This is a genomic window from Citrobacter sp. RHB35-C21, from assembly GCF_013816515.1.
Taxonomy (GTDB): domain Bacteria; phylum Pseudomonadota; class Gammaproteobacteria; order Enterobacterales; family Enterobacteriaceae; genus Citrobacter; species Citrobacter braakii.
In genome coordinates, this window is sequence record NZ_CP057147.1 from 191,323 (window position 1) to 203,826 (window position 12,504).

Here is a 12,504-nt window from a genome sequence, read left to right on the forward strand (position 1 = left end):
CCAGGATAGTTGATCAGGGGTTCACATGCAGGGCACAAAAATTCGACTTTTAGCGGGCGGCTTGCTGATGATGGCCACTGCCGGCTATGTGCAGGCAGATGCGCTCCAGCCTGACCCGGCGTGGCAACAGGGCACGCTGGCAAATGGGTTACAGTGGCAAGTTTTAGCCACTCCCCAGCGCCCCAGCGACCGTATTGAGGTTCGCCTGCTGGTCAATACCGGTTCACTCACCGAAAGTACACAACAGAGTGGTTTCAGCCATGCGATCCCGCGTATCGCGCTGACGCAAAGCGGTGGCCTCGATGCTACGCAAGCCCGTTCTCTGTGGCAGCAGGGGTTCGATCCCAGTCGTCCCATGCCGCCCGTTATCGTTTCCTATGATTCCACGCTGTATAACCTCAGTCTGCCTAACAGCCGCAACGATCTGCTGAAAGAGTCACTTTCTTATCTGGCGAATATTTCCGGTAATCTGAGCATCACCCCTGAATCGGTCAATCATGCGCTGAGTAGCGAAGATATGGTTGCAACCTGGCCGTCAGATACCAAAGAGGGATGGTGGCGCTATCGTCTGAAGGGATCGACGCTGCTGGGTCACGATCCTGCCGATCCGCTGAAAACGCCTGTTGATGCGACGAAAATCCAGTCCTTCTACCAGAAATGGTATACCCCGGATGCGATGACGCTGATTATCGTCGGTAACGTAGATGCGCGCAGCGTGGCTGATCAAATCAATAAAACCTTTGGCGAATTAAAAGGTAAACGTGAAACGCCTGCGCCGGTACCCACGCTCTCTCCGCTGCGTGCAGAGGCCGTAAGCATAATGACCGATGCGGTACGTCAGGATCGCCTGTCTATTATGTGGGATACGCCGTGGCAGCCGATCCGTGAATCTGCCGCGCTGTTACGTTACTGGCGCGCTGATTTAGCCCGTGAAGCGTTGTTCTGGCACATTCAGCAGGAGCTCACCAAAAACAATGCCAAAGACATTGGCCTTGGCTTTGACTGTCGGGTGCTGTTCCTGCGCGCGCAATGTGCCATTAACGTTGAATCACCGAACGGTAAGCTGAACGCGAACCTCAGCACGGTTGCGCGTGAGCTGGCCAAAGTGCGCGATAAGGGGCTGCCGGAAGAAGAGTTTAATGCGCTGGTGGCGCAAAAGAATCTGGAACTGCAGAAGCTGTTTGCCACCTATGGTCGCACCAATACCGATATTTTGATCAGCCAGCGTTTGCGCTCGCTGCAAAACCAGGTCGTAGATATTGCGCCTGAACAGTATCAGCGTTTACGTCAGAGCTTCCTGAACAACCTGAGTGTTGAGATGCTGAATCAGGACCTGCGTCAGCAACTGTCGCAAGATATGGCGTTAATTCTGTTGCAGCCGAAGGGTGAGCCTGAATTCAATATGAAGGATCTGCAGGCGACGTGGGATAGCATTATGGCGCCGGTTACCGCCGCGGCAACGTCGGTAGAAACGGATGAATCACATTCTGAAGTGACGGACATCCCGCCGGTGCAATAAGGGAATCGTGACCTGCAGGCCGGACGCGACGTTAACGTCTAATCCGGCCTGCCAGAACGCCAGATTATTGCGGCATGGCGTCGCGAGGAATAATCGCCCCACGATGCTGAATAACGGTGCTTGCCGTCAGGTGGCCGCGTTTTGCGGCATCAGCGGCATCGCCACCGGTCAGACGTACCGCCAGATATCCGGCGCTGAAGGAGTCACCCGCAGCGGTCGTATCGATAACCTTCTCTTTCGGCAGTTTTACGGCCGGAACGTCGATGAGTTCTTCGCCTGCGATGGAAACCAGGCAAGAATCTGCACCGCGTTTCACAACCACTTCCTGTACGCCAGCCGCGTGAGTACGGGCAATCACCTCGGCAACCGGTTTTTCACCCCACAGCGCGTCTTCATCATCCAGCGTCAGAAACGCGATATCGGTGCATTCCAGCATTTGCTGATACACCTGCTGGGTCTCTTCTTTACTGCTCCACAGACGTGGGCGGTAGTTATTGTCAAAAATGACCTTTCCACCGTTGGCACGGCATTCTTGCAGCAGCGACAGCAGCTTGTCACGACTTGCCGGGCTTAAAATAGCCAGGCTGATTCCGCTCAGATACAGATAGTCAAATGTCGCCAGTTCTTCGCAAATAGCGGCGGACTGTTCGCTCTCAAGCCAGAATTTTGCGGCGGCTTCATTACGCCAGTAATAGAAGGTGCGCTCGCCGGTGCTATCGGTTTCAATGTAATAGAGGCCCGGCAGGCGGTTTTCCATGCGTTGGGTTAATGAGGTATCCACATTTTCGCTCTGCCAGGATTCCAGCATTTGTTGGCTAAAACTGTCGGTACCCAGCGCAGTCACATAGTGTACGGAAAGTGCCGCAGCATCGACCTGACGGGCGATATAAACGGATGTATTCAACGTGTCGCCACCGAATCCGCGCTGAACGTCAGCGCCTTTCTGTGACAGCTCAATCATGCATTCGCCAATCACGGCAATCTTTCTGGACATAGTCGTAACCTGCTCTGAAAAAAATTAGCGTTAGTGTGCGCTGTGGGTGGTAAGTGGTCAACTATATTAAAACATCGTTCCATTATTTTTTTGAGCCAGCACGTGTTCTGCGTCGTTTTTTGCCGCTTAGTTTCTATTTTGCGTAGGGCTGAACGTAAAGTTCTTCGCCTGAGCGCCGATAACCTTTGACGAGTCCGGTCAGTCACACTCTTATTCACAGGACATCTCAGATGATAAAGCAGGTTACCCAGCAGCTAATTACGCTCGATGCGAGTATTGAAAACTTGCAGGAGAGACGCTATTGGCTGCAGTGCGAGCGTGCTTACACCTACCAACCGATTTATCAGACCAACGGACGGCTGATGGCCGTTGAGCTGCTGACCGTCGTGAGCCATCCTGAAAACCCCTCCCAACGTATCGCGCCAGACCGCTATTTCGCCGAAGTGGCCGTACGACATCGTGTAGATGTGGTGAAAGAGCAGCTTGTACAGCTTGAACAAAAAGGGGCGTTTTTCAAAGCCCACGATCTGCTGGCATCCGTGAATGTCGACGGGCCAACGCTGATTGCAATGCGCCAGGATCCCGAAATCCTGAAAATCATCGAATGTCTGCCGTGGCTGCGCTTTGAACTGGTGGAGCATATCCGCTTGCCGAAAGGTTCGTCGTTCGCCTCAATGTGCGAGTTTGGCCCGCTCTGGCTGGATGATTTTGGTACCGGAATGGCAAACTTCTCGGCTCTGAGCGAAGTGAGTTACGACTATATCAAAGTGGCGCGGGATCTGTTTGTCATGCTGCGCCAGACGCCGGAGGGCCGCAATCTCTTTACGCTGCTGTTACAGCTGATGAACCGCTATTGCCGCGGTGTGATTGTCGAAGGCGTTGAAACGCTGGAAGAGTGGCGTGATGTGCAAAACTCGCCGGCTTTCGCTGCGCAAGGCTATTTTCTCTCTCGTCCAGTGCCTCTGGATACCCTTGAAGACGTAATTCTGTCGCTTTGATAAGGATGTAGAACGCCTCCTTTTCCTCTGCTGGACTATCTTTAGGACAGGCAAGGAAGAAAGTAAGGAGGTTAAACATGACGAGAACAGGCAAAATAACCACTTCAGTAATAGGGGTTTTCTTGTTGTTGATCGTCGTACTCATCATCGTGATTGCGACATTTGACTGGAACCGGCTCAAACCGACCATCAACCAGAAAGTCTCTACAGAACTCAACCGGCCCTTCGCCATACGGGGTGACCTGGGCGTGGTTTGGGAACGCCAAAAACAGGAAACCGGCTGGCGTAGCTGGGTTCCGTGGCCGCATGTTCATGCTGAGGATATCATCCTCGGCAACCCGCCGGACATTCCTGACGTCACCATGGTGCATCTCCCGCGCGTTGAAGCCACGCTCGCCCCACTGGCGTTGCTGACAAAAACCGTCTGGCTCCCGTGGATCAAGCTGGTAAAACCCGATGCACGGCTTATCCGCCTGTCGGAGAAAAACAATAACTGGACCTTTAACCTGGCAGGGGATGAAAACCGCGATCCCAAAGCGCCGCCATCAGCCTGGTCTTTCCGGCTGGATAACATTCTGTTCGACCAAGGGCGCATCGCCATTAACGATAAGGTGACGAAGTCAGAGATTGAGATCCTGGTCGATCCGCTGGGTAAGCCGTTGCCCTTTAGCGAAGTGACTGGCGCAAAAAGTAAAGAGAGCAACGCCCACATTGAGGACTACGTGTTTGGTTTGAAAGCGCAAGGCCGATATAACGGCGAACCGCTAAGCGGTCGCGGGAAGATAGGCGGAATGCTGGCGCTGCGCAGTGAAGGAACTCCTTTCCCGATTCAGGCTGATTTCCGTTCGGGTAATACGCGTGTGGCGTTTATGGGTACGATAAACGATCCGATGAATATGGGCGGGGCGGATCTGCGGCTTAAATTCTCGGGAGATTCGCTAGGGGATTTGTACGATTTGACCGGCGTGCTGCTCCCGGATACGCCGCCGTTTGAAACCGACGGACATCTGGTCGCGAAAATTGACCCGGAAAAATCCTCTGTTTTTGATTACCGCGATTTTAATGGCCGAATTGGCGACAGCGATATTCACGGAACGCTGGCCTATACCACCGGTAAGCCGCGCCCAATGCTGAAAGGGGATGTTGAGTCACGCCAACTGAGGCTGGCTGATTTGGGACCGCTGATCGGTGTGGATTCAGGCAAAGGGTCGGAGCGGGCTAAACAATCTGAACAGCGCAAAGGTGAGAAGAGCGTCCAGCCCGCGGACAAGGTCTTGCCGTATGACCGTTTTGAAACCGACAAATGGAACGTGATGGACGCTGACGTACGTTTCAAAGGACGGCGTATTGAGCACGGCAGTAGCCTGCCAATCAGCGATCTCTCCACCCATATCATCCTGAAAAATGCCGACCTGCGCCTGCAGCCGCTGAAATTTGGCCTCGCGGGAGGCAGCATTGTCTCCAGCATCCATCTGGAAGGGGATAAAAAGCCGATGCGGGGGCAGGCGGACATCCAGGCTCGCCGCCTGAAGCTAAAAGCGCTGATGCCGGATGTGGAGCTGATGCAGAAAACGCTCGGTGAAATGAACGGTGACGCCAGGTTTAGCGGGAGCGGAAACTCGGTAGCGGCGCTGCTTGGTAACAGCAATGGCAACCTGAAGCTGCTGATGAACGACGGTTTGATCAGCCGGAATCTGATGGAAATTGTTGGCTTGAATCTGGGCAACTATCTTGTTGGACAGATATTTGGTGATGACGAGGTGCGGGTAAACTGCGCGGCGGCGAATCTGGATATTGTTAACGGCGTAGCCCGCCCGCAGATTTTTGCCTTCGACACGGAAAACGCGGTCATTAATGTCACTGGTACGGCGAGTTTTGCGTCGGAGCAACTGGATTTAACCATCGATCCGGAGAGCAAAGGCATTCGTATTATTACCCTGCGTTCGCCGCTGTATGTTCGCGGCACCTTTAAGAATCCGCAGGCCGGCGTGAAGGCCGGGCCGCTGATTGCGCGCGGCGCGGTTGCTGCCGCGCTGGCAACGTTGGTGACGCCCGCGGCGGCCTTGCTGGCGCTGATTTCACCTTCTGAAGGAGACGCTAATCAATGCCGGACCATTTTGTCGCAAATGAAGAAGTGATTTTTGCCGTTGTCGGATGGCGCTAACGCTTCACTTCTGCGGCCTACATTTCATGCTCAACGTAGGCCGCAGACGGTGCTTACAGCCAAAGAATCACAATGACTGATGGCGGGTTTCGTGGGTTAACAGCAGCGCAATCAGCGTTAACGCCGCCATTGATGCCAGATACGTACCGACCGCCGCCAGGCCGTAATTCGCCTGCAGCCATGCGGCAATGTAAGGGGCAACGGAAGCACCAAGAATCGACGAAACGTTGTACGAGAACGACGCCCCCGTGTAGCGCACTTCGGTCGGGAACAGCTCCGGCAGTAGCGCGCCCATCGGACCAAATGTCAAACCCATCAGGCTCAAACCAAGCAACAGGAAGGCGAACACCAGCACCGGATTGCCAGAGCCGAGCAGCGGTTTAAAGGCAAACAGCGCAAACAGAATAATAAGCGTGGTGATGATGAGCATGCTCTTGCGACGACCAAACGCATCGGCCAGCAGGCCCGCCACCGGCACCATGACGCCAAAGCCAATAACCGCCATCATCAGCATCCACAACACTTCATTACGCGGCAGGCCAAGCCCTACAGGCGCCGCGGCGGTGCTGAACGTCATGGAATAGACGGTCATGATATAGAACAGCGTATAGGTCGCCAGCATGATGAACGTGCCGAGGATCGTCACGCGGACATGTTTTGTCAGCAGGGTACCCAGCGGGATTTTCACCTGTTTTTTCGCCGCAGCCACTTTGGCAAAGACCGGGGATTCATGCAGCGAAACGCGAACGTACAGACCGATAATCACCAGCACCGCAGAGAAGATGAACGGTACGCGCCAGCCCCAGCTCATAAACTGCTCGTCAGTCAGCAGCCAGGAGAGCAGCAGGAAAGTGCCGTTGGCAAAGAAGAAGCCGATAGGTGCGCCCAACTGCGGGAATGATCCGTACAGCGCGCGTTTACGCGGCGGTGCGTTTTCCGTCGCCAGTAACGCCGCGCCGCCCCATTCACCGCCCAGTCCTAAACCCTGACCAAAACGCGCCAGCGCCAGCAGCAGCGGGGCGAAAATACCGATAGTTTCATAGCCCGGCAGCAGGCCAATGACAACCGTCGAGATCCCCATAGTGAGCAGTGAGGCAACCAGCGTGACTTTACGCCCTACGCGATCGCCAAAATGCCCGAACACAGCAGAACCGATAGGCCGTGCCACAAAGGCGATGGCAAAGGTGGCGAGGGACTGCAGCGTTGCCGCGGTCGGATCCCCCTGCGGGAAGAAGATATGGGGGAACACGATCACCGCGGCGGTGGCGTAGATATAGAAGTCGAAGAACTCAATGGCAGTGCCAATGAGTGAGGCGACGACGACTTTATTGCGCGAGTTGACCGGGGTGTGTTCCTGTTCGTTGTCGAGCGTTGTGGCTGTTGCTTGCATAATATTTTCTTATTTTTGGTCGAACGAAAGGTCATATTACGCACAGCAAAAGAGACATTTCAATCTGTAACAAACCTTGCGATTGGTCAAAAACAGAGCAAAAAGGGGATAATTTTTAGGCTGGAGATTTCACTTCCATGAAATGCTTCACATAATTTAAAACTTGGATGATAAAACTGGTTTTTGGTTAAACAAAAGTTACGGGCTGGATTTTAATTCTGATAATGCGCAGAATTTCGACGTAAGCATTGGGTTGGCCGGATAAGCGCAGCGTTATCCGGCAGTTAACAAAGATTAGCGGTGGGTTTTCCCCGGCATACGCGGGTCGTCTTTGTATTCTGCTGTGGCAATCCAGGCAGCGCAAAACAGAGTCAGACGGGCGAAGAAGTAGAAGAACGCCATCAAGCCAAGTACGGAACCAAACGCCGCGCCTGACGGCGATTGCACCAGTGATGGCAGCGTGTACGTCATGATCATTTTGATGACTTCAAACCCCAGTGCCGCGATAAACGTGCCGCGAATGAGCGCTTTTTTGCGCGGTCGGTGACGCGGTAGCCGCCAGAAAATCCAGAAGAACAGCAAGTAGTTGGCGAAAATAGAGATGGTCAGGCCGATCAGCCGCCAGGCGGGCTTCAGCCATTCGATGCCGTCGAGATACAGCGCAGAGATAATCATCTGCTGGGCGGAACCGGCGATGGAGGTAATGGACAGCGTAACAATCAGCGCAATCAGTAAACCAATCAATGAGACAAAATCACGCAGATATTTGACCCAAATTTTTTCCTGATCCTGTGGGGTCCGCTCCCAGACATCCCGCGACTGGGCACGAATAGCTTCGCGCAGGTTTCCCATCCAGTTAATTCCGGAATAGAGCGCGATGGCAAGACCCACCAGACCGACGGTGGTTCGTTGCTGAACGGCGGTATTGATGGTGTTTTTCAGCGTGGAGGCGAGTGTCGGATCGCTGACGTTGAGCAGGATTTTGCTGAAGATATCCTGCAACAGCGTAGGGTGCGAAGCGAGAATAAAACCCGCGGCGGCAAACGACACCATCAGGATAGGGATCATCGACAGAAACGAGAAGTAGGTAATGGCGGCGCCAAACTGATTTCCCATACGATCGTTAAATCTCTCCGCGGCGCGAATCAGATGGGCAATCATGGGCTGGCGTTGAATTTTATCGGCGAAGGTCAGGGCGGTTTTCAGCGCCTGGTTGGTCTTACCGTTGGTTTCTGTATTTTTACGCTCCAGGGTCTCAATTTTTGGGATTGGTGCGTGCTCAAGTTCCTGAATGGGGCGTTTAATCTCTTTTTCCTGCGTCATCAGGGCAGTAATCCTTGTTCTGTTCATTCTCAGGACAGTATAGCTTGTCAGTCCACATAGTCTTTCATCACGCCGGTCAGCCATTCCATAAACAGATGTACGCGGCGGGAGAGGTTACGGCGATGCGGATAGAGCAATGAAACCGGTAATGGTTCGGCGCGATATTGCGGCAATACTTCAATCAGCGTACCGGTGCGCAGGGCATCACGCACGCCCACGCGCGGTACCTGAATAATGCCCAGACCGGCAAGACATGCCGCATGATACGTTTCGGTACTGTTCACCGTCAGCATGCCGCCGGTTTTAACCCATTTAGCACCGTTGTCTGTCGCCACTTCAAAGCCTTGCGCACGAGTTCCCAAATTGACTGAGTAGTGCACCACCGCATGCGAGGCTAAATCCTCCAGGCTTTCCGGATAACCAAAGCGGGCGAGGTATTGCGGGCTGGCGCAGTTAATCTGCGTGAGTTTCCCGAGCGGGCGCGCAATCAGCCCTGAATCTTTCAGCGTCCCCACGCGTACCACACAGTCGAAGCCTTCGCGGATCAAGTCCACCAGGCGGTCGCTGCTGCTAAGTTCGAGCTCAAGCCCCGGATACTGATGCAAGAAGGCCGGTAAGCGGGGCATCACCAGATTTCTCGCCACACCAACCGGCATATCGACGCGCAGCTTGCCGCTGATGCTGGCCGGGTCGTGATGGAATAGCCCATCCAGTTCATCGAGATTGCTCAACAAATCTTTCGCTCGTTCGTAATAGATCATGCCGTCTTGCGTCAGCTGAACGCGGCGGGTTGTGCGGTGCAACAACTGTGTGCCCAGATGATTTTCCAGGGCCTGGATCTGGCGCGATACGCTACCTTTAGGAAGTCCGAGGGTGTCTGCCGCGCGCGAAAAGCTCTCCAGTTCTGCGACGCGGATGAACAACTGCATTGCGTGAATTTTATCCATTCTCATGCCCTATTGTTGTTCTAAATGAAACAGTAATGCGCAGTAAGCGGTATTTATTGTTTTTCTACCACCTAATAAGCTTTGTCTCAATCTTCACAACACCTGAAATGAGGTTTCTTATGACGCAACGTATCGCATTGGTGACCGGCGGCGGTCGTGGACTCGGTAAAAACGCGGCGCTAAAGCTGGCGAGTAAAGGCATTGGTGTCATCCTGACGTGGAACAGCAATGAAAAAGAAGCGCAGCAGGTTGTGGATGAAATTCGCCAATCTGGCGGTAAAGCTGCAGCATTACCGTTGAACGTCGGAAATATTTCCACTTTCCCTCAGTTTGTCAAACAGGTGCAGGAAACCCTACAAACGCACTGGCAAAGCGACACCTTTGATTATTTATTGAACAATGCCGGAGTTGGCATTAACGCACCGTATCCGGCGTTCACTGAAGCGCAATTTGACCAGCTTTTGGACATCCATTTTAAAGGACCTTTTTTCCTGACACAGAACTTGCTGGCGTTGATCAACAACGGCGGACGCATTCTTAATGTCTCGACCGGATTGTCGCGCTTTGCGCTACCGGGTTACAGCGCTTACGCTGCCATGAAAGGGGCGATGGAGGTGTTAACCCGTTACCAGGCGAAGGAGCTGGGAGAGCGCGGCATTACGGCGAATATTATTGCGCCTGGGGCAATCGAGACGGATTTTAGCGGCGGAAACGTGCGGGATAATGCGCAATTGAATGCCTACATTGCATCGCAGACGGCGCTGGGGCGTGTTGGGTTACCGGATGATATTGGCGACGCCATTGCTGCGTTGCTCAGCGATGAGCTGGCCTGGATGACGGCACAGCGTATCGAAGTCTCTGGCGGGATGTTCCTGTAATCGACCGCCTCTTACTTAGCTTTTTGAGCAAGAGAAAACTGGCGCGCTATCAGAGGTCAAAATATAGCTGATGGCGTTTGCCGGTATTATTTGGAATCTGATATCGCGGAAAGAGAGCGGGGATAAACGTTCTGAAGAGTTCATTCTTCTTCGAGAGTGGATTTGTTGTATCAGAAACCATGATCACCTCCCCATTCTCATGCCCGAATGATCATTTAATGCGATATTTTGTTTTGTAACATATTTGTCTGTTATCGTGAGTTCCTTATTTTTAGCTAAGAATATAAACTCCGGGTTGTTAATATTAGTAATCCAGTTTTGAACGTCAAATATTAAGGAATTTCTGAACATTTGACCCCGATTTTGATCCTTTGTGTGATTCTTTGGTTTCAGCTGTAACTATTTATAACGTCTGCTTCTTTCTTCTCCGTCTATCGGTAAAATGGCCTCCGCCAAATGGTGACTTCATATTTTGCCCCTCGGATAATACCCTTCCGCGTGTTAAGGCTAATATCTTATTCAGACGGAGATAAATAATGCAGTTAATAATGTTTGACAGGCAGTCAATATTTATTCATGGAATGAATGTAATTTTGCAAGAGCGTATTCCAGGAGTGAATGTTCAGGGTGTCAGTCAGGCAGATGATCTTTGGCGGACGCTGGAAGACAATCCTGATGCACTGGTAATGCTGGATGGAGATTTTGACGCTGAGTTCTGCCGTAGCTTGCTGCAACAGATAGCAGAGCGCTTTGCGAAGGTAAAAGTGCTGGTAACCGCAACGGACTGCCGTAAAAAATGGCTACAGGAAGTCACACAATTAAACGTGCTGGCCATTGTTCCGCGCGATTCTGATGCGGAAACCTTCACGCTGGCACTCAATAGCGTCGCGATAGGTATGATGTTTATCCCCAGAGATTGCATCACAGCGACCGAATGTGGCGGGCAAAATATCAGATTGCTCAGCGCGCGTCAGCGGGAGATTCTGACGATGCTGGCCGCCGGAGAATCTAATAAACAAATTGGTCGATTATTAAATATCAGCACTGGAACGGTAAAAGCCCATCTTGAATCGCTGTATCAGCGCCTGGAGGTAAAAAACCGTACGCAGGCGGCAATGATGCTAAACGACATCCTATAATGGGAAAATATTTCACAGTCAGACTGTTTCTGGCTGTGAAATAGCCCCCGGCCAGAATTCAGCAGTGCAAAACCGGCTAATCCCCACGCTGAGCATCCATGCAATTAACGCTTCCTGTTGAAACCGATCTTGTATTTGCGGCATTTCCTTATGGATGAATGCCTCGCAGATATTTATATCCGCGAGCAGCAATGTTTCGGCCTGCATCAGCATAATTGGGGCATCAAAGGATTCATCTGCGGTGATTTCGTGCCCGTAGCCAATGATCCAGATCCCCTTTTTGTCCTGATACTTTTCTAGCGACAGGCCCTGCCATTGCTTAATAAATGCGATACAGGCGGGCGTGAACTGCGTCGAATGCAGCGGCATAATAATCTCTGTACAAAAAGACCTATTTTAAGAAACACACCCCGTTACGCCAGCCGCCATCCAGCCATTTTTTACAGCAAAACGCCTGATGGCGCGGGCGGCTGATATTCCTGTTTTAACAGGCCTAAAATCCAGTCATCATGCCAGGTTTGATGTAGCCAGTAGCTTTCTCGCAGCGTGCCTTCGAGAATGAACCCGACCTTTTCCAGTAGACGCCGTGAGGCATCGTTTCCTGCGGTGACGCAGGCCGTCAGTCGGCGTAGTCCTCCGGCGGTAAACGCATAATCGCAAACGGCATGCAGGGATTCAGCGCCATAACCTTTGCCCTGCGCCTCGGGAGTGAGCAGAAAGCCGACCTCGGCACATTCATTTCTATCCTGAATATATCCGGTTACCCCAAGCGGTACGCCCGATGCCTTATCGCACAGGACCAGGCACAGCCAGTGTGGACTGCCGGGAGACCATTCAGGCAAGCGGGAGTCAAAGACTGTCCGTATCTCCTCTTCGGTACGCGAGTCAGCGACAAAGCGCATCACATCTGCGTTCTTCTGTAACGTTAAGAAAAACGCCCAGTCGTCATGTGTGAGCGGGCGGCAGATCAAACGCGAGGTTTTCAGTACAGGCACAGGCTTATCTCCAGAATAATTTTCAATGATTGTGCGGAAGTCACTGTAAAACATATTTATTTGCTATATGAATGTGTTTTAGTCTGTGGCGGCACAGCGCTGCATTTAAAAAAGATAACTACACACCATTGTGAGGCCGCACTTTTTGGGTCCTTTT

Annotated in this window: 11 protein-coding genes; 5 read left to right on the plus strand and 6 right to left on the minus strand. The window is 52.5% G+C overall.

What is annotated here, in order from left to right:
- The first annotated feature begins 25 nt into the window (after nt 1–25).
- Nucleotides 26–1,519 (plus strand): pitrilysin family protein, encoded by a 1,494-nt coding sequence (locus HVZ39_RS00900; protein ID WP_181633117.1) that lies wholly within the window; start codon nt 26–28, stop codon nt 1,517–1,519.
- 64 nt (nt 1,520–1,583) lie between these two features.
- Here the strand turns inward: HVZ39_RS00900 and HVZ39_RS00905 are convergent, their stop codons facing one another.
- The gene (locus tag HVZ39_RS00905) at nt 1,584–2,513 is read right to left on the minus strand and encodes a sugar kinase (RefSeq protein WP_016157709.1); all 930 of its coding nucleotides are present in this window, start codon (nt 2,511–2,513) and stop codon (nt 1,584–1,586) included.
- A gap of 230 nt (nt 2,514–2,743) precedes the next feature.
- On the opposite strand from HVZ39_RS00905, the gene pdeH reads away from it, so the two are divergent.
- Entirely contained in the window at nt 2,744–3,511 is a 768-nt protein-coding gene (gene pdeH / locus HVZ39_RS00910; protein WP_016157708.1) for a cyclic-guanylate-specific phosphodiesterase, read from the plus strand.
- Between the two features lie 77 nt (nt 3,512–3,588).
- Entirely contained in the window at nt 3,589–5,649 is a 2,061-nt protein-coding gene (locus HVZ39_RS00915) for an AsmA family protein (protein ID WP_181633118.1), read from the plus strand.
- 93 nt (nt 5,650–5,742) lie between these two features.
- Here the strand turns inward: HVZ39_RS00915 and HVZ39_RS00920 are convergent, their stop codons facing one another.
- From HVZ39_RS00920 to HVZ39_RS00930, 3 genes are all read right to left on the minus strand, one after another.
- On the minus strand, nt 5,743–7,065 hold the full coding sequence (locus HVZ39_RS00920; protein ID WP_003023312.1) for an MFS transporter: 1,323 nt from the start codon (nt 7,063–7,065) through the stop codon (nt 5,743–5,745).
- A gap of 294 nt (nt 7,066–7,359) precedes the next feature.
- Nucleotides 7,360–8,388, minus strand: coding sequence for an inner membrane protein YhjD (yhjD, locus tag HVZ39_RS00925; protein WP_016154892.1), 1,029 nt, complete (start codon nt 8,386–8,388; stop codon nt 7,360–7,362).
- A gap of 47 nt (nt 8,389–8,435) precedes the next feature.
- Nucleotides 8,436–9,335 carry a LysR family transcriptional regulator gene (locus HVZ39_RS00930; RefSeq protein WP_181633119.1) on the minus strand — a complete coding sequence of 300 codons (900 nt, stop codon included), beginning with the start codon at nt 9,333–9,335 and terminating at the stop codon, nt 8,436–8,438.
- Between the two features lie 119 nt (nt 9,336–9,454).
- Here HVZ39_RS00930 and HVZ39_RS00935 point away from each other — a divergent pair, with 119 nt between their 5' ends.
- Nucleotides 9,455–10,213 (plus strand): SDR family oxidoreductase, encoded by a 759-nt coding sequence (locus HVZ39_RS00935; protein WP_016157705.1) that lies wholly within the window; start codon nt 9,455–9,457, stop codon nt 10,211–10,213.
- A gap of 536 nt (nt 10,214–10,749) precedes the next feature.
- Nucleotides 10,750–11,352 carry a response regulator transcription factor gene (locus HVZ39_RS00940; protein ID WP_181633120.1) on the plus strand — a complete coding sequence of 201 codons (603 nt, stop codon included), beginning with the start codon at nt 10,750–10,752 and terminating at the stop codon, nt 11,350–11,352.
- Nucleotides 11,353–11,370: 18 nt separating this feature from the next.
- Here HVZ39_RS00940 and HVZ39_RS00945 read toward each other — a convergent pair whose 3' ends face one another.
- Complete coding sequence (locus HVZ39_RS00945) at nt 11,371–11,721, minus strand: lysozyme (protein WP_181633121.1); 351 nt, start codon at nt 11,719–11,721, stop codon at nt 11,371–11,373.
- A gap of 71 nt (nt 11,722–11,792) precedes the next feature.
- Nucleotides 11,793–12,347, minus strand: coding sequence for a GNAT family protein (locus tag HVZ39_RS00950; RefSeq protein WP_181633122.1), 555 nt, complete (start codon nt 12,345–12,347; stop codon nt 11,793–11,795).
- Nucleotides 12,348–12,504 lie beyond the last annotated feature (157 nt).